This is a genomic window from Tatumella sp. JGM94 (assembly GCF_018257595.1).
Classification (GTDB): domain Bacteria; phylum Pseudomonadota; class Gammaproteobacteria; order Enterobacterales; family Enterobacteriaceae; genus Tatumella; species Tatumella punctata.
On record NZ_JAERJN010000002.1, the window covers coordinates 170,111 to 191,691 of the forward strand.

13 protein-coding genes are annotated in these 21,581 nt (G+C 50.4%); 6 read left to right on the plus strand and 7 right to left on the minus strand.

What is annotated here, in order from left to right; all coding sequences use genetic code 11:
• Positions 1–67 precede the first annotated feature (67 nt).
• The 3 genes from nuoM (at position 68) to JK216_RS02505 (ending at position 3,637) form a co-directional block, all read left to right on the plus strand.
• Positions 68–1,588, plus strand: coding sequence for an NADH-quinone oxidoreductase subunit M (gene nuoM, locus JK216_RS02495; protein ID WP_212707212.1), 1,521 nt, complete (start codon positions 68–70; stop codon positions 1,586–1,588).
• Positions 1,589–1,594: 6 nt separating this feature from the next.
• Positions 1,595–3,052, plus strand: coding sequence for an NADH-quinone oxidoreductase subunit NuoN (gene nuoN / locus JK216_RS02500; RefSeq protein WP_212707211.1), 1,458 nt, complete (start codon positions 1,595–1,597; stop codon positions 3,050–3,052).
• Positions 3,053–3,166: 114 nt separating this feature from the next.
• Positions 3,167–3,637, plus strand: a complete 471-nt coding sequence (locus JK216_RS02505; RefSeq protein WP_212707210.1) for a GNAT family N-acetyltransferase — start codon at positions 3,167–3,169, stop codon at positions 3,635–3,637.
• A 29-nt stretch (positions 3,638–3,666) separates the two neighbouring features.
• Here the strand turns inward: JK216_RS02505 and JK216_RS02510 are convergent, their stop codons facing one another.
• Positions 3,667–5,322 carry a glucan biosynthesis protein D gene (locus JK216_RS02510; RefSeq protein ID WP_212707209.1) on the minus strand — a complete coding sequence of 552 codons (1,656 nt, stop codon included), beginning with the start codon at positions 5,320–5,322 and terminating at the stop codon, positions 3,667–3,669.
• 343 nt (positions 5,323–5,665) lie between these two features.
• Between JK216_RS02510 and JK216_RS02515 the strand changes: the two genes are divergently transcribed.
• The gene (locus tag JK216_RS02515; RefSeq protein WP_212711233.1) at positions 5,666–6,847 is read left to right on the plus strand and encodes a nicotinamide mononucleotide deamidase-related protein YfaY; all 1,182 of its coding nucleotides are present in this window, start codon (positions 5,666–5,668) and stop codon (positions 6,845–6,847) included.
• 130 nt (positions 6,848–6,977) lie between these two features.
• Here the strand turns inward: JK216_RS02515 and yfaE are convergent, their stop codons facing one another.
• The 4 genes from yfaE to ubiG form a co-directional block, all read right to left on the minus strand.
• Positions 6,978–7,247 (minus strand): class I ribonucleotide reductase maintenance protein YfaE, encoded by a 270-nt coding sequence (gene yfaE / locus JK216_RS02520; protein ID WP_212711188.1) that lies wholly within the window; start codon positions 7,245–7,247, stop codon positions 6,978–6,980.
• Positions 7,248–7,249: 2 nt separating this feature from the next.
• Positions 7,250–8,380, minus strand: coding sequence for a class Ia ribonucleoside-diphosphate reductase subunit beta (gene nrdB / locus JK216_RS02525; protein ID WP_212707207.1), 1,131 nt, complete (start codon positions 8,378–8,380; stop codon positions 7,250–7,252).
• An 88-nt stretch (positions 8,381–8,468) separates the two neighbouring features.
• On the minus strand, positions 8,469–10,748 hold the full coding sequence (nrdA, locus tag JK216_RS02530; RefSeq protein ID WP_212707206.1) for a class 1a ribonucleoside-diphosphate reductase subunit alpha: 2,280 nt from the start codon (positions 10,746–10,748) through the stop codon (positions 8,469–8,471).
• Between the two features lie 426 nt (positions 10,749–11,174).
• A complete protein-coding gene (gene ubiG, locus JK216_RS02535) occupies positions 11,175–11,906 on the minus strand; it encodes a bifunctional 2-polyprenyl-6-hydroxyphenol methylase/3-demethylubiquinol 3-O-methyltransferase UbiG (RefSeq protein ID WP_212707278.1) in 732 nt (243 codons plus the stop codon).
• A gap of 177 nt (positions 11,907–12,083) precedes the next feature.
• Between ubiG and gyrA the strand changes: the two genes are divergently transcribed.
• Positions 12,084–14,717 carry a DNA topoisomerase (ATP-hydrolyzing) subunit A gene (gene gyrA, locus JK216_RS02540; RefSeq protein WP_212711189.1) on the plus strand — a complete coding sequence of 878 codons (2,634 nt, stop codon included), beginning with the start codon at positions 12,084–12,086 and terminating at the stop codon, positions 14,715–14,717.
• 210 nt (positions 14,718–14,927) lie between these two features.
• A complete protein-coding gene (gene rcsC / locus JK216_RS02545; RefSeq protein WP_212707204.1) occupies positions 14,928–17,768 on the plus strand; it encodes a two-component system sensor histidine kinase RcsC in 2,841 nt (946 codons plus the stop codon).
• A 65-nt stretch (positions 17,769–17,833) separates the two neighbouring features.
• Here the strand turns inward: rcsC and rcsB are convergent, their stop codons facing one another.
• Together rcsB and rcsD are read right to left on the minus strand one after the other, a co-directional pair.
• Complete coding sequence (gene rcsB / locus JK216_RS02550; RefSeq protein WP_212707203.1) at positions 17,834–18,481, minus strand: response regulator transcription factor RcsB; 648 nt, start codon at positions 18,479–18,481, stop codon at positions 17,834–17,836.
• A gap of 14 nt (positions 18,482–18,495) precedes the next feature.
• Positions 18,496–21,138 (minus strand): phosphotransferase RcsD, encoded by a 2,643-nt coding sequence (gene rcsD, locus JK216_RS02555; protein ID WP_212711190.1) that lies wholly within the window; start codon positions 21,136–21,138, stop codon positions 18,496–18,498.
• Positions 21,139–21,581 lie beyond the last annotated feature (443 nt).

Here is a 21,581-nt window from a genome sequence, read left to right on the forward strand (position 1 = left end):
CTTCCATGCTTGATAAATTTTCGCGGGTCGCAGACACCCGCGGATCACTAAAAGGGAACCAAACGCCGTGTTACTACCTTGGCTAATTATAATCCCCTTCGTTGGCGGCTTCCTTTGCTGGCTGGCTGAACGTTTTGGTGTTAAAGCACCACGCTGGATAGCACTGTTAACAATGGGGTTAACACTGGCACTTTCCCTGCTGCTCTGGTCGCAGGGGGGGTATTCATTAACTCAGGCTGCGGGTATCCCGCAGTGGCAGTCTGAATTTTCGGTGCCCTGGATCCCGGCACTGGGTATCAGTTTCCATCTGGCGATTGACGGATTATCGCTGCTGATGGTGGTGCTGACCGGGTTACTCGGGACAATGGCAGTGCTCTGTTCCTGGAATGAAATTCAGAAATATCAGGGTTTCTTTTACCTGAATCTGATGTGGATCCTGGGCGGTGTGGTCGGTGTCTTCCTGTCGATGGATATGTTCCTGTTCTTCTTCTTCTGGGAACTGATGCTGGTACCGATGTATTTCCTGATTGCTTTGTGGGGACATAAAGCCTCAGATGGTAAAACGCGTATCTCAGCCGCCACAAAATTTTTCATTTATACCCAGGCGTCGGGTTTAGTGATGCTGATTGCCATCCTTGGCTTAGTGTTCGTACATTTCGATGCAACCGGAGTGCTGACGTTCAGCTATGAACAACTACTGAACACACCGATGTCTTACCCTGTGCAATATTTGCTGATGCTGGGTTTCTTTATCGCATTTGCGGTAAAAATGCCGGTGGTACCGCTGCATGGCTGGTTACCGGATGCCCATAGCCAGGCCCCGACAGCAGGCTCAGTCGATTTGGCGGGTATTCTGCTGAAAACAGCCGCTTATGGCTTATTACGTTTCAGTCTGCCGCTGTTTCCTCAGGCATCAGCCGAATTTGCCCCCATCGCGATGGGGCTGGGTTTACTGGGGATTTTCTACGGTGCCTGGATGGCATTTGCCCAGACGGATATTAAGCGTCTGATTGCTTACAGCTCTGTTTCTCATATGGGGTTTGTGCTGATAGCGATTTATACGGGCAGTATGCTGGCTTTCCAGGGCGCCGTGGTACAAATGATCGCTCACGGGTTATCTTCTGCAGCCCTGTTTATTCTGTGTGGTCAGTTGTATGAACGGTTACATACCCGTGATATGCGTCTGATGGGGGGACTGTGGTCAAGAATTAAATGGTTACCGGGGCTGTCGTTGTTTTTTGCGGCGGCTAACCTCGGGATGCCGGGCACCGGTAACTTTGTCGGTGAATTTATGATCCTGACTGGCAGTTTCCGGGTAGTGCCGGTGGTGATTATTATCGCCACCTTTGGTCTGGTATTCGCTTCCGTATACTCATTAATCATGATGCAGCGGGCATACTACGGTGCACCCAAATCTCTGACGCCGCTGCGGGGCATGTCTGCCCGTGAGTTTCTGATGATTCTGGTACTGGTGGTATTGCTGGTGCTGCTGGGGGTTTATCCGCAACCGATTCTCGATACCTCAAGTGCGGCCATGAGTAATATTCAACACTGGTTTACCGCTTCAACTTTAATAACAAGGCCATGATTAGCCATGACAATAACTACTGAACAATTGATTGCGCTTCTCCCCCTGTTAATCACCGGATTAACTGTGGTGGTGGTGATGCTGTCCATTGCATGGCGACGCAACCCGGTTGTGAACGCCACACTGACAGTCATTGGTCTTAACCTTGCGTTGTTATCTCTGTGGTTTGTTGGCCATAACGGAGCAACGGACGTGACCTCCCTGTTACGGGTGGACGGTTATTCGGTGTTCTACAGCGCATTGGTACTGATGGCGGGCTTAGCCACCTGTACCTTTGCGTTTCCATGGCTGAAATCTTTCCGGGATAATAGCGATGAGTTCTATCTGCTGCTGAGCATCGCGGTTCTGGGCGGGATAGTACTGGCCAGTGCAGATCATCTGGCGTCAATGTTTATCGGAGTGGAGTTGCTCTCCCTGCCGTTGTTCGGGCTGGTGGGGTATGCCTTCCGTCATAAACGGTCACTGGAAGCGGCACTGAAATATACGATTCTGTCGGCAGCGGCTTCGTCCTTTCTGCTATTCGGTATTGCGCTGGTGTATGCCGGCAGTGGTGATTTAACTTTTTCCGGGCTGGGAAGTCACCTGCTGGCGGCTGGTCTGAATTCACCTCTGATGCTGACCGGATTCGGGATGATCGTTATCGGTATTGGTTTCAAACTGTCACTGGTGCCTTTCCATCTCTGGACGCCGGATGTTTATCAGGGCGCCCCTGCTCCGGTCTCTGCGTTCCTGGCGACCGGCAGTAAAATTGCTATCTTTGCGGTGATAATGCGTTTGTTCCTTGAAACGCCATTAACCCATAGTGAAGGTATGCGGACTGCACTGGGATTCATTGCCTTTGCGTCTATTCTGTTCGGTAACCTGATGGCTATTGCTCAGAGCAATATTAAACGCCTGCTGGGGTATTCTTCGATTGCACATCTGGGATATTTGCTGGTGGCCTTAATTGCCGCAGGATCACAGCAATTATCTCTGGAAACCACCGGCGTTTATCTGGCAGGGTATCTGTTCAGCAGCCTTGGCGCTTTCGGGGTCGTCAGCCTGATGTCAGCAGCCGGTCAGGAGACAGATACGGACTCTCTGTATTCTTATCGCGGGTTATTCTGGCACCGGCCGGCATTGTCTGCCGTGATGGCAGTAATGATGCTGTCTCTGGCAGGGATCCCGTCGACCCTTGGCTTTATTGGTAAATTCTATGTGCTGGCATCGGCGATACACGGCCAGTTATGGTGGCTGGCGGGAGCCGTTGTTGCGGGGAGTGCTATCGGGCTGTATTACTACCTGCGGGTTACTGTCAGTCTGTTCCTGAGCGCTCCGGGGTTACATCACCGGGATACTACTGATGGCTGGGGCTATACTGCCGGCGGGGTAGTGATTCTGGTGTCCGGGATACTGGTGATGTTACTGGGTATTTTCCCGCAGCCGCTGATTTCGCTGGTAAAACTGGCACAACCGCTGATGTGAGTGACTTGTTTAGCCGCAGGGAATAACCACAAAGGCCATGCATCGCATGGTCTTTTTTTACTGTTAATCAGAACTGCCGGTGAAGACCGGCAGCGCGGGATGATGGGAAACGTTATGTCTGAAATTATCTGGAAAGATCTGCACCACAGTGAACTGACAGTCGCGACGCTTTATCAGCTACTGGCGCTGCGTAATCAGGTGTTTATTGTCGAACAATGCTGCCCCTATCAGGATATTGACGGGGAAGATGTGCAGGGAGATAACCGCCACTTACTGGGATTTGACGGCGATAAGCTGGCAGCCTGTGCCCGGGTGCTGGTACCGGCAGACAACCGGCAACCGCTGAGCATCGGCCGGGTGATTGTGGCGCCGTATGCCCGCGGACGAAAGCTGGGCCACCATTTACTAGAGAAAGTACTGGAAAGTTGTCAGAAGTATTATCCCCGACGGACAATCCGGTTATCGGCCCAGGCCCATCTGCAGTCGTTTTACAGGGCACAGGGTTTTGCCGCCTGCACTGAGGTTTATCAGGAAGACGGGATTGACCATATCGGTATGCTGCTTCAGGCGGGAGATACTCTGTAGCGGCGAAGCAGAGCTCCGCCGCCCTGAGGTTATCCGGCTGTCATCTGCCGGTCATCTACATATTTACGCTGGTCTGGTGCCGGCGGCACATACTGATACATCCAGGTTTCACTGAGGGTCTGTCCCTGACTTCTGAGGAACAGACGCATATTGACCGGATCGGTCGAATCACTGTCCGGATACCAGTCAAACAGGATCCGGTAGGCGTTCAGCGGCTCTACATACAGGATCTCAACCTGTTTAAAGGTACCGGAAGAAACAGTGATTACCGGCTCAATACCTTTAGGGGCGGCAGTTTTCAGGTCACCGCCGACAAAGTCGATAGCGAAACGGCGACACCAGGACTCAGGAAAATGTTCCCCGGGGGCCCAGCCTTCAGGAAATCCGCCGATACCGGTGCGGGTGGCCCCGACCCGGGCCAGTGAGCTTTCGACCGGCGGCAGTCCGCTCCAGTATAATTTATACTCAAAGCTGAGTTCGCTGCCTGCATCGACCGCGGCCTCCGGCCTCCAGAAGCAGACGATATTATCCAGCGTTTCCCCGGTCGTGGGGATTTCCATCAGATTGATGGCGCCTTTTCCCCATTTACCGATGGGCTCAACCCACAGACTCGGACGTTTGTCATACCAGCCAATAACATCCTGATAATCGTTAAAATCATGATCCAGCTGCAACAGTCCGAAGCCACGTGGGTTTTCATCGGTAAAACTGTTAAATGTCAGGCGCTGAGGATTATTCAGCGGCCGCGCAATCCATTCACCGTTACCGGTCCACATAGAGAGGCGATCCGAATCATGGATTTGCGGATGATAGGTGTTGCACATCCGGCGGTCATTAGTGCCGCAACTGAACATGCTGGTCATCGGCGCAATACCTAATTGCTCTATCGCTTTACGGGTATACAAACTGTTTTCGACCGTCATGACCACCCGTTTTTCTTCACAGTCGATAGTGAATTTAAACGCACCAGTGATGCTGGCACCATCCAGCAGGGCGTATACCACAAAACGGGTATCTTCCGGCTTCGGTGTTTCGAACCAGAATGCGGTGAAATCCGGGAACTCTTCATGGCTGGTAAAAGTATTAATCGCCACACCACGGGCCGACAACCCGTACTGATAGGTATCATCTACCGCACGGAAATAGCTGGCACCGAGGAATGCAACGATATCACGGCGGGCCAGTTCCGGTTTTTTGAAGACACGGAATCCGGCAAAACCGAGATCTGTTTTACCTGCCAGCTGTTTTACATCGACATGGGCATCGTTGTAGTTGAACAATTCAGGCCGGAAATGGACTTCCCGTGCCTCACGGTTATCAGGATCAACCGAGAACATTCTGATCCGTCGCTTAAACCCCATACCGGTGTGGAAAAACTGCACATCCAGCTGACGGTCAGGGATGTTGTTCCACAGTGAATGATTAGCATCATACTGAATGGCGTTATAGTCCTGTGGCGTCAGGTTCGCCAGTGTTTCAGGCAGCGGCCCCGGCGCCCCGGCCCAGGGCTGTTTTGCCAGTGCGGCGGCCTGCTGCTTAAGTTTTGCGAAATCGAATTTTCTGGCATTTCCGTCGGCGATACCGTCGGCAGCCCAGGCTGAATTTGCCAGCAGTGAAGATAACCCTGTCATTGTCCCGAGGGCGGAAACCGCCAGCGAGCCTTTCATAAACATTCTGCGATTCATACCGAAAACGTTATCCTTGGTTGTTCAGGTGTATGGTGGCTGCGGTAACCCTGTCACAGCAGATTATGCCAGTAAACGTTGTTCATTCACTACGACAGATCGCCACGGGTAAAATTCATTAATCAGAAATTTATCAGAATAATCAGAGAAACGATGCATTTTCCGCAGGGTTGCGGCAGTTATTTTATCGGCGGAAAGGCAGTCACTGAATATCGTTCTTGTAATAGCGTGCGGAGAGGACTTTAATAACTGACTGAATTTATGTTTACTTTTCCGGTCAGTGTGTCTGGCTGTCCGGGCCTGTTTCCGCTGTATGCGCAGGAGTTGCACGTTGAATATTGAAATGTTGTCGACCGGTGATGAAGTACTGTACGGACAGATTATTGATACCAATGCCGCCTGGCTGGCTGACCGGTTATTTACGCACGGACTGGTGATGACCCACCGTTCGACCGTCGGTGATCAACTGGGGCCGCTGGTGGAAGAATTGCAACAGCGCAGTCAGTATGCGGATATTCTGATTGTTAATGGCGGGCTGGGACCGACCAGTGATGATTTAAGTGCGCTGGCGGCAGCCATGGCCTGCGGGGTTGAACTTGAACTGAATCAGCAGTGGCTGCAACAGATAGAAGCCTTTTTTCGTCAACGGGGCAGGCCGATGGCGGCGTCTAACCGTAAACAGGCAGAAATTCCCCGTTATGCAGAGGTTATTGATAACCGGGTCGGTACCGCCTGTGGTTTTGCAGTAACACTGAATAAATGTCGTATTTTTTTTACTCCGGGGGTTCCTGCTGAGTTTAAGGTGATGGTGAATGAGCAGATTCTGCCGCGTCTGGCGGCGCAGTACAGCCTGCCTGCCGCCCCGGTTTGTCTGCGGCTGACAACGTTCGGTCGCGGAGAGAGTGAACTGGCCGAAGAGTTTGACCACCTGCCGTTGCCCGAGGGCGTCAGCCTGGGCTACCGTGCCGCGATGCCGATTGTCGAAATTAAGCTGACGGGGCCCGCCAGTGAACGTCAGCAGATGGAGAGCTGCTGGCAGCTTATCCGGCAGAAACTGGCTGACTGGACGCTGTTTGAAGGAACTGAAGGGTTGCCGGCATTACTGGCCCGTGAGCTTATGGGTCGTGATCTGCGGCTGGCTGTAAGTGAGGTTTTTACGGCCGGATTACTGCACTGGTCGCTGGCGGCGGCGGATGTTCCCCTCAGCGGCGGCGATCTTCCGCGGCCAGGCCGGGAAAGCTTAGGACAGCTGGCAGACCGGCTGCAACTGCTGGCTGAGTCTCAACAGGTGCCGCTGGCACTCGGGGTGAGTGAACTCAGTGACCAGTCATTAGGCATCTGCCTGGTGACACCACAGGAAATACGGGCGCAGGCCCTGACATTTACTACCCTGCGTCATTCGCAGGTCGCCCGGCAGGAGCTGATCAGTACCGTTGCCATGCATATGCTGTTGCGCTGGTTACAGGGGAAAAACAGTCATGGAAGCTATAGCTGGCTGGAAGTGACTGAGGTACTGAACCGGTGACGATATTTTCCGGGCAGGCCGGCGGGCGATTGTGCTGAAAGAGGCCTGCCGTGTGCGGCGGGCCTCTGAGTCTTTGCTGACTATTTTCTTCGCAGCTTTGCCTGCGTCACTGGCTGTGGAGCGTCGCGGGTTACAGATCCAGCTCTATATCACCGACCGGACGGCAGCAGCAGGGCAGTATTTCACCCTGTCCGACAAATGCCAGAGGTTTACTGCGGTAGCACACCTGGCCCTTACGCAGTCTGACCCTGCAGGAACCACAGTAACCTTCGCGACACTGATACTCGACCGGAAGCTGATGGGCCTCAAGGGCAGTGAGCAAATCAGGGTAGGTATTCTCAGCACATTCGAGCTGCCGCCCCGAACGGCTGAGCGTAATGACCTCTGGTTTATCCGGCATGGTTACAGCTGGAAGTCGTTAAAATCATCAGCACCGACTTCTGAGTCGATTTGGCCGACTAAATAAGAACTGACTTCCACTTCCTGCGGAGCGACCTGAACGTTATCTGATACCAGCCAGGAGTTAATCCATGGGATCGGGTTGGAGCGGGTCTGGAATGGCAGATCCAGCCCGACAGCCTGCATACGGATATTGGTAATATATTCAATATACTGGCACAGGATATCTTTGTTCAGACCAATCATTGAACCGTCACGGAACAGATATTCTGCCCATTCTTTTTCCTGAATAGCGGCTTTTTTGAACAGCTCATAACACTGTTGCTGACATTCCGCGGCGATCTCTTTCATTTCCGGGTCATCTTCCCCGCTGCGCATCAGGTTCAGCATATGCTGGGTACCTGTCAGGTGCAGGGCTTCATCGCGGGCAATCAGGCGGATAATTTTAGCATTACCTTCCATCAGTTCCCGTTCGGCGAAAGCAAAAGAGCAGGCGAAACTGACATAAAAACGGATAGCTTCGAGCGCATTTACGCTCATCAGACACAGATAAAGCTGTTTCTTCAGGTTACGCAGGCTGACAACGACCTCTTTACCGGCGACCTGGTGAGTACCTTCCCCCAGTAAGTGCCAGTAGCTGCTCATTTCGATTAAATCGTCATAATAGCCGGTAATATCTTCAGCACGCTTAAGGATTTGTTCATTAGTCACGATATCATCAAACACCAGTGCCGGGTCTGTGACAATGTTACGGATAATATGGGTGTAAGAACGTGAGTGGATCGTTTCGGAAAATGCCCAGGTTTCAATCCAGGTTTCCAGTTCAGGGATGGAGACTAACGGCAGCAACGCAACGTTAGGACTGCGGCCCTGGATAGAGTCCAGCAGAGTCTGATATTTCAGGTTGCTGATAAAGATATGTTTTTCGTGTTCAGGCAGTGACTGATAGTCAATTCTGTCACGGGCAACATCAACTTCTTCCGGACGCCAGAAAAAAGAGAGCTGTTTTTCGATCAGCTTTTCAAAAATATCATATTTTTGCTGGTCGTAACGGGCAACGTTGACGGACTGTCCGAAGAACATCGGTTCTTTTAACTGATCGTTTTTGTTTTGCGAGAATGTAGTGTAGGCCATCAGGAAACATCCGATAAATACTGGCTGACGTTTCAGCGGTTAAAAAGCTAAAGTCAGGGGCCGCCGCGGCGGCTCCTGACGGAAAGGGTTAAATCTTGCAGGCGCCGCCTTCACAGCCGTCGTCCGCCGGGGCCAGGTCATCCTGAGCATCTTCGGCACCGTCACGGGTGTTCTGGTAGTAAAGCGTTTTTACACCAAATTTATAGGCGGTCAGCAGATCTTTCAGTAACTGCTTCATCGGCACCTTGCCGTTAGCGAAACGGGAAGGGTCGTAGTTGGTATTGGCAGAAATCGACTGATCGACAAATTTCTGCATCACACCGACCAGCTGCAGATATCCGTCATTAGATGGCATTTCCCACAGCAGTTCATAGTTGTCTTTCAGGGTTTCATAGTCCGGTACGACCTGGCGCAGAATACCGTCTTTCGACGCTTTAATACTGACATGACCGCGCGGAGGTTCAATACCATTCGTGGCGTTAGAAATCTGCGAAGAGGTTTCTGACGGCATCAGCGCGGACAGGGTTGAGTTACGCAGACCGTGAGTTTTGATCGACTCGCGCAGGGACTCCCAGTCCAGATGCAGAGGCTCATCACAGATCGCATTCAGGTCAGCCTTATAAGTGTCGATCGGCAGTACTCCGGCGGCATAGGTGGTTTCATTAAACCACGGGCACGCACCCTGTTCTTTAGCCAGTTCATTTGAGGCTTTCAGCAGGTAGTACTGAATCGCTTCAAAGGTTTTATGCGTCAGGTTATTTGCACTGCCATCGGAATAACGTTTACCGTGTTTCGCCAGGTAGTAAGCAAAGTTGATCACACCTATCCCCAGGGTACGGCGTCCCATGGCCCCGCGTTGTGCTGCGGGGATCGGGTAGTCCTGGTAGTCCAGCAGGGCATCCAGCGCACGTACTGCCAGGATTGCCAGTTCTTCGAGTTCATCCAGGCTGTTAATGGCACCCAGGTTGAAGGCAGACAGCGTACAAAGGGCAATCTCGCCATTTTCGTCATTTACGTCATTCAGCGGCCGGGTTGGCAGCGCAATTTCCAGGCACAGGTTCGACTGACGGACCGGAGCAATGGCCGGATCAAACGGGCTATGGGTATTACAGTGATCAACGTTCTGAATATAAATACGGCCGGTAGACGCACGTTCCTGCATCATCAGGGAGAACAGTTCTACCGCTTTAATCCGCTGTTTACGGATGGTGCTGTCCTGCTCGTATTTTACGTACAGACGTTCGAATTCATTCTGGTCGGCAAAGAAGGCATCGTACAGACCCGGCACATCAGACGGGCTGAACAGGGTGATATCTTCCCCTTTCAGTAAACGCTGGTACATCAGCTTGTTGAGCTGTACGCCATAATCCATATGACGGACGCGGTTACCTTCGACACCGCGGTTATTTTTTAACACCAGCAGGCTTTCGACTTCCAGGTGCCATAATGGATAAAACAGGGTCGCTGCGCCGCCGCGAACGCCACCCTGAGAACAGGACTTAACCGCAGTCTGGAAATGCTTGTAAAAAGGAATACATCCCGTATGGAAGGCTTCGCCGCCACGGATCGGGCTGCCCAGCGCACGGATACGGCCAGCGTTAATACCAATACCGGCGCGCTGTGAGACATATTTCACAATCGCACTGGAAGTAGCATTAATGGAATCAAGACTGTCGCCGCATTCAATTAATACACAGGAGCTGAACTGGCGGGTCGGGGTACGCACACCGGCCATGATCGGCGTAGGTAACGAGATCTTAAAGGTCGATACCGCGTCATAAAAACGTCTGATGTAGTCGAGACGGGTGTCACGCGGATAGGCAGAGAACAGGCAAGCCGCAACCAGGATGTACAGGAACTGTGCACTCTCGTAAATATCACCGCTGACACGGTTCTGAACCAGGTATTTACCTTCCAGCTGTTTGACCGCAGCATAAGAGAAGGTCATGTCGCGCCAGTGGTCGATAAAGCTGTCCATCTGAGCAAACTCTTCTGCGGTGTAGTCTTCCAGCAGGTGTGGATCGTACTTACCGCGTTCAACCATTGACGTGACATGGTCAAACAGTGCCGGTGGTTCAAACTGTCCGTACGCTTTTTTACGCAGGTGGAAAATAGCCAGTCGGGCTGCCAGGTATTGGTAATCAGGCGCTTCGCGGGAAATCAGGTCCGCGGCTGCTTTGATAATGGTTTCATGAATATCGGAGGTTCTGATGCCGTCATAAAACTGAATGTGCGAGCGCAGCTCTACCTGTGAGACCGAGACATTGTGAAGACCTTCCGCTGCCCAGTCGAGTACCCGGTGTATTTTATCGAGATTGATTCGTTCCTGGCTTCCATCGCGTTTCGTAACGAGCAGACTTTGGTTCATGTCGCGTTTACCTATCTATGCATTAGTATCAGTGAGTTATATATTTCGTGTAGTTATGCACAGTATTCTCATTGTGAATAAAACTGTGGATAACCACTACATGTAGGGGGTGTCGATAAAATATATAACAAGATAGGCTGTATTTTAGTGACTTCCGCGGAGTTAACAAGTGCAAAAATAGGGCGTAATTTGACTTGTAATTTTTGTTTTTTTTCGTAGCCCGCATGATTAAAGGCACCATCTGATGTCAACATTTGGAAGAAAAAAATTCTTTTTATGATCGGTAGCCGATTTTTCATTCAGGGAGAACCGGGGAAGGCATTTACACTGACAAACGAAACGGTTCAGGAGACAGAGACTGCTTTATTTTCCGGCAGATTGGTTTTGTTCTTCTGCCGGAAGTTTTTTAAGCATAAAATGCCGGAGTCAGGATTTTTCCGGGCAGCTGGTATGTACCATATAGTTGACGTCGACACCATGACCGAGGCGGAAATGGCTGGTCAGCGGATTATAGTGCAGGCCGATCATGCCTTCTTCGCGTAACGGAGTTTCATCTACCCAGTTCAGCAGCTCCGCAGGACGGATAAACTTTTTAATATCGTGGGTGCCGCGCGGTACCATACGTAACAGATACTCTGCACCGAATACCGCCATCAGCCAGGCTTTAGGGTTGCGGTTGATGGTCGAGAAAAATACCTGCCCGCCGGGTTTCACCAGTCTGGCGCAGGCATGGACCACCGAACGCGGGTCTGGCACATGTTCCAGCATTTCCATACAGGTAACAACATCGTATTGTCCTGCAAATTCGCTGGCATGTTCTTCGACCGTACGCTGCACATAATCGACGCTGACGCCACTTTCCAGGGCATGCAGCCGGGCAACTTGTAAAGGTTCTGCTCCCATATCCAGACCGGTCACCTCAGCCCCTTCGCGGGCCATACTCTCGGCAAGGATCCCGCCGCCACAACCGACATCCAGGACTTTTTTGCCAAATAACCCGTGGCTGTTCTGGCTGATATAACCGAGACGCAACGGGTTAATACGGTGCAGAGGTTTGAATTCGCCTTCCAAATCCCACCAGCGGGAGGCGACTGCTTCAAATTTGGCAATCTCCTGATGGTCAACGTTCTGGTTTGACTGATTTTCCTGTGCAGGCATATTCATGGATTACGACTCCTGAAAAAATTTTACCGAGTATAAACACTTAATCGGCCAGCGGCACCCTTAGTCTGTGGATCTGCATAACTAATCTGATGCTGACGTGCACCGCAGGGTGGTACTGTGATATGATTCGCCGCCTGAATAGTCGGCAATATCTAGAGGGATATCGGCTCCATGAGCGACTTAGCAAGAGAAATCACACCGGTTAATATCGAGGAAGAATTAAAAAATTCTTATCTCGATTATGCCATGTCGGTCATCGTTGGCCGTGCGTTACCTGATGTGCGTGATGGCCTGAAACCAGTACACCGTCGTGTATTGTTTGCCATGAGCGAGTTAGGTAATGACTGGAACAAAGCCTACAAAAAATCTGCCCGTGTTGTCGGGGATGTGATCGGTAAATATCACCCGCACGGTGACTCCGCAGTCTATGAAACGATTGTCCGTATGGCACAGCCGTTTTCATTACGTTATATGCTGGTAGACGGGCAGGGTAACTTTGGTTCTATTGACGGTGACTCCGCCGCGGCGATGCGTTATACGGAAATCCGTATGGCAAAAATCGCCCATGAATTGCTGGCAGACCTGGACAAAGAAACGGTTGATTTTGTGCCTAACTATGATGGCACAGAACAAATTCCTGAAGTCATGCCGACAAAGATCCCTAACCTGCTGGTCAATGGTTCGTCAGGTATTGCCGTCGGCATGGCGACCAATATACCTCCGCACAACCTGAATGAAGTGATTAACGGTTGTCTGGCATTAATCGACGATGGCGATATTACCGTTGAAGGTCTGATGGAGCACATCCCCGGACCGGACTTCCCGACGGCAGCGATCATTAATGGTCGTCGTGGCATCGAAGAAGCATACCGTACCGGACGCGGGAAAATTTATATTCGCGGCCGTGGTGAAGTGGAAACAGACCCTAAAACCGGGCGTGAAACAATTATCGTCCACGAAATACCTTATCAGGTGAACAAAGCCCGGCTGATCGAAAAAATCGCGGAGCTGGTCAAAGAGAAGCGTATTGAGGGCATCAGTGCGTTGCGTGACGAGTCTGATAAAGACGGTATGCGTATTGTCATTGAAGTGAAACGTGATGCGGTCGGTGAAGTGGTGCTTAATAACCTCTATTCTCTGACCCAGTTACAGACGTCTTTCGGTATTAATATGGTGGCACTGCATCAGGGCCAGCCAAAAATTATGCCACTGAAAGATATTCTGGAAGCGTTTGTCCGTCACCGCCGTGAAGTGGTTACCCGTCGTACCATTTATGAACTGCGTAAAGCGCGTGACCGTGCTCATATTCTTGAAGGGCTGGCGATTGCTCTGGCGAACATTGATCCGGTGATCGAGATGATCCGCCGCGCACCTTCTCCGGCAGAAGCGAAGGCTGCACTGGTTGCTCAGGGCTGGGCGCTGGGTAACGTTGCCGTTATGCTGGAAAAAGCCGGCGATGATGCAGCGCGTCCGGAATGGCTGGAACCGGAGTATGGTATCCGTGACGGTGAGTATTACCTGACAGAACAACAGGCTCAGGCGATCCTCGACCTGCGTCTGCAAAAACTGACCGGTATGGAACATGAAAAACTGCTGGATGAGTACAAGCAGTTACTGAGTGAAATTGCCGGGCTGATCTTTATCCTGGAAGATGCTAATCGTCTGATGGATGTGATCCGTGAAGAACTGGTTGCGGTCCGTGAGCAGTTTGGTGACGCACGCCGCACGGAAATCACTGCCAATTCGGCTGATATTAACATCGAAGATTTGATCAGCCAGGAAGATGTGGTCGTTACTCTGTCGCACCAGGGATATGTAAAATATCAGCCCCTGACAGACTACGAAGCACAACGACGTGGTGGTAAAGGTAAATCCGCTGCCAGGATCAAAGAAGAAGACTTTATCGATCGCCTGCTGGTGGCGAATACCCATGATACCATCCTGTGCTTCTCCAGCCGTGGCCGTCTGTACTGGATGAAAGTGTATCAGTTACCGGAAGCCAGCCGTGGCGCCCGCGGACGTCCGATTGTTAACCTGCTGCCACTGGAAGCCAACGAGCGTATTACCGCGATCCTGCCGGTACGTGAGTATGCTGAAGGCCTGAATATCTTTATGGCAACCGCCAGCGGGACAGTGAAGAAAACGGCACTGACCGAATTCAGCCGCCCGCGCAGTGCCGGGATCATTGCGGTTAATCTGCGTGATGACGATGAGCTTATCGGTGTGGCTTTGACCGACGGTAATGATGAAGCAATGCTGTTCTCTGCTGCCGGTAAAGTGGTCCGTTTCTCCGAACAGGCCGTGCGGGCGATGGGGCGTACTGCTTCCGGGGTCCGCGGAATCAAACTGGCAGAAAATGATCGGGTGGTTTCACTGATTATTCCTCGTGAAGACGGGGCTATTCTGACGGTTACCCGTAATGGTTATGGTAAACGTACCGCTAACCAGCAGTACCCGACCAAATCCCGTGCCACCCAGGGGGTGATCTCCATCAAAGTGACGGAGCGTAATGGTCCGGTGATCGGTGCGGTACAGGTTGATGACAGTGACCAGATTATGATGATCACCGATGCCGGCACCCTGGTGAGAACCCGTGTCTCCGAAGTCAGTGTTGTGGGTCGTAACACCCAGGGCGTAATCCTGATCCGTACGGCTGACGATGAAAATGTTGTCGGTTTGCAGCGTGTTGCTGAACCGGTTGCTGAAGAAGAGCTGGATACAATTGATGGTTCGGTGGCCGAAGGCGATGATGATCTGCTTCAGGAACCTGAAACAGATGATGATACAGAGTCTGACGACGAATAATTTCCCTGCGTTCAGCAGATAGCAAAAGAGGCATCCCTGTGGTGCCTCTTTTTTATGTCTGTCTGCCGGTGCTTTCGGGGTGGCATCTCTGTAAAATTAAAATGTATGTGATAGTCTTAAGCCCGTCAGCGGTTGCTGTCACTTTGTACTGATGAGCCGGTTACCCCATTCATCGTTTTGTTCGTTCCGACTTACTGCAGTGAGTTTCCAGTGAAATATCTTGTCTCTTTTCGTACCACGCTACGGGTTTCTCGTTATCTGTTTCGCATACTGGCACTCTTGCTCTGGCTGCTGGGTGGGTTACTGAGCGCGTTTTACCTGCTGAATGTGTTACATGAAAAGGAATCGGATATCAGGGAACAGCTTTCCGGCAACTACAGTCTGGCCGGCTGGTATATCGCCCATTCCAATGAAGCGATGCGGGAACTGAAATACATTACCGAAGGGCAGTTAAATAATAGCCCCGATGATAACTCTTTTACCCTGAGCAGCAGCAAAAATTACTCGCCTCAGTTTTCACCGTTGTTCAGTGACGATGATTGCAGCAGCGTCGATACAGGCTGGCGGACTACGTTATCCACGCTGGGCGGTTTTTTGCATTACTGGGAAAGCCAGTATGTCTCATCTTATGAAATGAGCCGGATTTTTCTGCTGCATAATGGCAGTAATTGTCTGGCGACGTTTTCCTTTACAACCAGCGAAGTCAGCAGTGACTCCGGCATGAATTCCCTGCAGGAAAATGTGCTGAGATTTAATAACAGCTCTGCGGCAGAACAACGTAACCCTGTCTACTGGATCACGGCGGGGAATCAGCCGGGCGTCGGGGCATTTTATATGATGATGCCGGTGTATACGGGCAATCAGCAGGTCGCTTTGCTGAGCTTTGAACAAAACTTACGGCTGGATGAGCTGGTTACCCCGGGCAGTACCCCGGTGGCTACGTCGATTGTTAATGATGATGATCAGCTGGTGTTATCCACGGACAGCAGTATCAGCAGCCATAGTTTCGAATCGCTGCCCGACAGCCGGGAGTGGTTTGGCTATATTAATGGCTATAGCCAGTTAATACTGAAGCAGTCACTGTCACCGAGCCCTTTCAGTATTATCTATTCTCTGCCGACCGGTTTGCTGTTTAATCAGATGAAACTGATGATCATCAATGCCATTCTGCTGAACATTTTCAGCGCATTAATTCTTATTGCACTGACGATCATCTTTGAACGGCGGATGTTACTGCCAGCAGAAGATAATGCACTGCGTCTGGAGGAACATGAGCAGTTTAACCGGAAGATTGTAGCCTCTGCACCGGTCGGCATCTGTATCCTGCGGACCAGTGATGGCAGTAATATTCTGAGTAACGAACTGGCACATGACTATCTGACGCTGCTGACGGCCGAAGATAAACTGCGGCTGACAGAAATTATAGGCGGACAGCAGGTGAATTTTGTGGATGTGCTGACCGGCTCTAACACTAACCTGCAAATCAGTTTTGTCCATAGCCGTTACCGTAATGAAGATGTCGCTATCTGCGTACTGGTGGATGTCAGTGCCAGGATAAAAATGGAGCAGTCTCTGCAGGAAATGGCCGACTCAGCGGAACAGGCCAGCCAGTCAAAATCTATGTTCCTTGCTACCGTCAGCCATGAACTGCGTACGCCTCTGTACGGTATTATCGGTAATCTGGATTTACTGAAAACCCGCGAACTGCCGAAAAATTCAGACGCACTGGTCAGTGCGATGACGAACTCATCAGATCTTTTATTGAAGATCATTAACGATATTCTTGATTTTTCCAAGATTGAATCTGAACAGTTAAAAATTGAACCAGGGACATTCTCCCCCCATGAGATGATGGGACATATTATCTCTAACTACCTGTCCCTGGTGGTAAAAAAACGCCTGACCCTGTATTGCCTGATCGAACATGATATTCCGACCGCCCTGTTTGGCGATGCCATGCGCCTGCAGCAGGTTGTCTCTAATCTGCTCAGTAATGCGATTAAGTTTACCCATACCGGGGTTATCGTACTTCATGTTTATCAGCAACAGGGGTACCTGGCATTCAGGGTACGTGATACGGGGGTAGGGATACCCGCCCGCGATGTACTGCGTTTGTTTGACCCGTTCTTTCAGGTGGGGACCGGAGTACAACGTAATTTCCAGGGGACCGGACTGGGGCTGGCTATTTGTGAAAAACTGATCAATATGATGGATGGCGATATTGATGTGGAATCAGAACCGGGTATGGGCAGCCAGTTTACGGTGCGTCTGCCGGTATATCAGGGACTATGGACACCGGCAGCCAGTGATCTCAAAGGCAGGCGGATATATCTCTCCCTGAAAAACCGTTGTTTTGCCGATTATCTGCGACGCCAGTTACTGGCATTATCGGTGACGCTGCTGACCACAGAACAGCAGTTAACCCCGGAGGATATCTGGCTGACCGACTGTGACGATACTGCCGATATTGCCTGTAAAGCACGTATCTGTTTCAGCAGTGAGCACACGGATTTCCCGAGTGAAATCAGGCCAGGAGTATGGCTGATCACCACTTCGATGCCCCATGAGTTGCCGGAACTGTTGCGCCGCATTTACCGGCCGGTCAGTGAAGTGAAATTACTGACAGAGCAGACCCCGGATAATGGTGATAATAGTGCCAATGAAGATATTCTTATCCTGGTGGTGGACGATCATCCGATTAACCGGATGCTGTTGTCCGGCCAGTTGCACACCCTGGGATACCAGGTAAAAACGGCTCAGGATGGGGTGGATGCCCTGAACGTGATGAAACGCATTGATGCGGACATTGTGCTCAGTGATGTCAATATGCCGAATATGGATGGCTATACGCTGACACAGACCCTGCGTGAATCGGGCTATCAGCGGCCGGTGATCGGCGTCACAGCTAATGCACTGGCTGATGAGAAACAACGTTGTCTGGCGGCGGGAATGGATGACTGTTTATCAAAACCTGTCACATTACAGGAACTGAAAGTGAGCTTGCGCAGTTATACAGAGCAGGTCAGAAAGTCCCGCCCATCGCAGGCGTAACTGACGGGATTTTTCAGTACAGAGAACAGCAGCCTCTGCCACAGGGCGCGAGGCTGCTCAGATAATCAGTCTTTTGGTGGTGTTGCGCTGACAGAAGACAGATAGTTAAGCAGGGCAATATCGTTATCCACACCCAGCTTCATCATGGCAGATTTTTTCTGGCTACTGATGGTTTTAATACTACGGTTCAGTTTGCGGGCGATTTCTGTTACTAAAAAACCTTCAGCAAACAAGCGCAGTACTTCACTCTCTTTCGGTGACAGACGTTTGTCTCCGTAGCCACCGGCACTGATTTTTTCCAGTAACCGGGCAACAGATTCCGGAGTGTACTTCTTACCTTTCTGCAGGGCGGCCAGAGCTTTAGGTAAATCGGTGGGAGCACCTTGTTTCAGTACAATGCCTTCGATATCCAGGTCCAGTACCGAACTGAGAATCGCCGGGTTGTTGTTCATCGTCAGCACGATGATCGCCAAATCCGGATAATGACGTTTTATATACTTAATCAGAGTGATCCCATCGCCGTATTTATCACCCGGCATCGACAGGTCGGTGATCAGGACATTGGCTTCGAGCTTAGATAAGTTATTGATGAGTGTGGTTGAATCTTCGAACTCACCGACGACGTTAATCCAGTCTATCTGTTCCAGAGATTTACGGATCCCGAATAAAACAATCGGATGATCATCGGCAATAATTACGTTTAAGTTATCCATTTTTTTTAGCTACCTTACTGCAGCAGTGAGTTCACGTAGTGTTCGATATCACTGGTGGTATTTTTAATGTTTAAATCATCGCGCTCTTCAATCAAACGCTCCAACTGTTCACAGTATACTTTGCCATCCTGCAGGCCAAGCATCGCGAAAACGCCTTTCAGACGATGAGCAGTCAGGGCAAGCGCAGCATAATCGTTATCAGAAATTTCAAGATATAATTTTTCGACATCATCGGGCACTGTGTCCTTAAATATCTGAAAGTACTCGGGTTCTTTTAGCATATCGCCCGTGTTGCTCTCAGGAGCTTCCTCCGTCTCGTCCTTAGTCAGTTGTTTCTCAATCAGTAATAACAGCGCATCCAGAAATGCCTGGTTCAGATTATAATTCACCCGGTACTGTTGCGCATTAATCGCAGTATAACCCTGCTCTGAGCCGGTGATCAGCAGTGCCCATCCGCTCAGTCTGGCGGGCACATCAGTCAGCAGAAAATCATAGTCCTGACCCGGCACCCGATCGTCAGCTATCAGGCATTTTGCTCCCCAGAACTCTAACTGACGACTGACAATTTTATAGATATCATCAACCACCACATCCACCAATACTGTTATTCCATCCAGTATTTTTTCTTCCTGATCGATTCCCTGTTGCTGAACCGGCAGAGGCATCAACAGACTAAAATGGCTGCCGATACCGGGTTTAGAGATAATATCCAGCTTTCCGTTCAGGGTCTGGCAAAACTGGCGACAAAAAAACAAATCCATACTGTTTGATTTTTCATCATTGACCGTACTGACTTCTCCGCTGAACGGAAAATCGGCATTGGCTAATTCTGTCTTATTCAGACCCTGACCAGTATCTACAATATTTATCAATAGTCGATCAGTATGTTCCGGGCTTGCGCTGATCCTGACAGATATTTTACCCCAATGGGTCGTTCCGAAGGAGTACCAGAGTAGTGTCAGCAGAATTTCACGTAACAGGTTACGGTCACCGAGACGAATTTCGTCCGCAGGCCGTAAATTACTGACAATGATTTCCAGACCACGCTGGTTAATTGATGGCAGTAAAGTGCTCACTATGTCATCAATAAGTTGCTGGAGACAGAAAGGCTGCAGGTCTGCTGACCACTGCCGGTTTTCCAGCCGGGTCAGCAGAATAATATTGCCGGTCATCCGCACCAGATGTTCGCCTGAATCGATCAGTTGCTGCCAGCCGGGTTCATCCAGCTGGCCATGCAGGGAAGTCAGACGCTGCAGTAACCGGTGCAGAGGCTGGCGAAAAGCGTTACCGATATTTTCCAGTAACTGATGCCGCATCTGGTGGTTTTGATCGAGAATTTTCTGGGCGTGCTGTAGTTTTTTATTCACCAGGATCTCCCTGTCCTGGTTACGGATCATAAAGAAGCAGTATTGAGGGGAACACTGACTTTGCTGGTGTCTGACTTCGTAGACTTCATTGTTAACAGTTACCTGCAACACGCCACGATCACCGTCTGACAGCGTAATAATTTTCTGCAGGTTGAGATGAGGGATCAGCTGAGCGGCCTTTTCATTACTCACCACTTCCTGACGGGTATTGAAATCATAAATAAGGAAACCTATCGGCAGACTGTCTACCATTTCTTTATTCATCTGACGCAGTAAATCTGTTTCCGGATCAGGTGATTCTTCTGCCGGAGCAGGCACACGGCGCAGCCAGAAACTGCCGGCTACCGAGAGCATCAGTAATAGCAGCGACAGGGATAAAGTTAAAAAAGATCCCTGCAGAGCCTGATGCAGTAATACCATCACCGGCAGATGATAGGTAATAGTCATCGGTGAAGCATTTAACGGGGCGACCAGATCAACGGAGGTGGTCGCCAGATTCAGGCTGTCTGAGTTACGGGTATCATTATTACCGTTAAGGTTCTCTGTATTATGAAAAGTTAACCATTCCGGACGCAAATCACCGTTCAGTAAGTCATCCACCGGCAGGTCAAATGCCAGTACCGTGGCCAGGTGGCCCGGCTGGTTAAAGGTGGTTCTTAATGTGAAGTAGTAGTCATTACTGTTAGGTAAATGCCGCAGGCCGGAAAAACTTTCGCGCTCATCCAGGGTATTTGCCTGTTGCAGCATTTCTGCCCGGCGTGCGGAAACCAGTCCGGTAATGCTTTCACCGTTATAGCGGCTCAGCATATCTTTCAGTGGCAGAGTGGATATCATCGTCAGGCTGTTATCCTGGCCATTCAGGTAATACATTGACCAGGTATTTTTCTTTAATGCCCAGAAACTGTCCAGGAAATCGGTCGCACTGCGGGCGCTGGCGAGAGTATTACTGTCATGAGAGCCAAAAATCAGTGCTTCTGTTTTATGGCGATCTTGCGCCGGGGCGTAGACATCAGCCCGCAAGCGGGTTTCCTGCAGGGTGGCACTATCATCGTCGGCAGCATCATCAGCGGAGGTCTGATTACCGTATATTTGCCAGGTGGCAAACCGGTAGTTATCAATGCGCAGTTGTGTTGAGCGTGCAAAATTCTCTACCAGAGTCTGCTGGTGATGCAGTTGGGTACCCAGGCTGTCATAGATAACGCTGATGATAATAGCAATAACTATCACGTTGAAAAAAATAAGAAATTTAAGTAAATGACCTGACAGCGGCGAATTATTTTTTCCGGACATAAAAGTTTCTGAACCTGAGGTAATGTGGAATCGCTCCCACAAAAGATGGACTGTGACGATGGATATCAGCGAAGTACCGCACAGGGTAACCTGTTTTGCCGGGCTGATACCAGGCCACTGACTTATCCAGGTCCGTAATGGCAGACGCTATTGTGCGCTAAAAATATCCTCAATAGGTGAGGAAGTAAAGCTGCGTCCCGAAATAACTTACCGCTGATACGGGCACCGGCAATCGGCTCCTGACAAGCGCCAGCACGGATAACATCTTATAACTATCAGTACTGAACATCCTGAAGTCAGCTGCCGGTTATCAGGACGCTGATAAATTCTGTCGGCAGAAGCCGTGAGGCTGAAAAACCATCGTTAATCATGAGTAATATTAATCATTATTTAATTTCGTTAAGTGATATTTATCGCGCAGGATAATTATTAAAAGATATTAA

What these genes read in the sequence shown, in the direction of transcription:
- gyrA (WP_212711189.1), top strand. Translation starts at nt 12,084, where the DNA reads ATGAGCGACTTAGCAAGAGAAATCACACCGGTTAATATCGAGGAAGAA.
- nrdB (WP_212707207.1), bottom strand. Translation starts at nt 8,380, where the DNA reads ATGGCCTACACTACATTCTCGCAAAACAAAAACGATCAGTTAAAAGAA.
- rcsD (WP_212711190.1), bottom strand. Translation starts at nt 21,138, where the DNA reads ATGTCCGGAAAAAATAATTCGCCGCTGTCAGGTCATTTACTTAAATTT.
- rcsB (WP_212707203.1), bottom strand. Translation starts at nt 18,481, where the DNA reads ATGGATAACTTAAACGTAATTATTGCCGATGATCATCCGATTGTTTTA.
- yfaE (WP_212711188.1), bottom strand. Translation starts at nt 7,247, where the DNA reads ATGCCGGATAAACCAGAGGTCATTACGCTCAGCCGTTCGGGGCGGCAG.
- JK216_RS02510 (WP_212707209.1), bottom strand. Translation starts at nt 5,322, where the DNA reads ATGAATCGCAGAATGTTTATGAAAGGCTCGCTGGCGGTTTCCGCCCTC.
- JK216_RS02515 (WP_212711233.1), top strand. Translation starts at nt 5,666, where the DNA reads ATGTTGTCGACCGGTGATGAAGTACTGTACGGACAGATTATTGATACC.
- nrdA (WP_212707206.1), bottom strand. Translation starts at nt 10,748, where the DNA reads ATGAACCAAAGTCTGCTCGTTACGAAACGCGATGGAAGCCAGGAACGA.
- nuoN (WP_212707211.1), top strand. Translation starts at nt 1,595, where the DNA reads ATGACAATAACTACTGAACAATTGATTGCGCTTCTCCCCCTGTTAATC.
- ubiG (WP_212707278.1), bottom strand. Translation starts at nt 11,906, where the DNA reads ATGCCTGCACAGGAAAATCAGTCAAACCAGAACGTTGACCATCAGGAG.
- JK216_RS02505 (WP_212707210.1), top strand. Translation starts at nt 3,167, where the DNA reads ATGTCTGAAATTATCTGGAAAGATCTGCACCACAGTGAACTGACAGTC.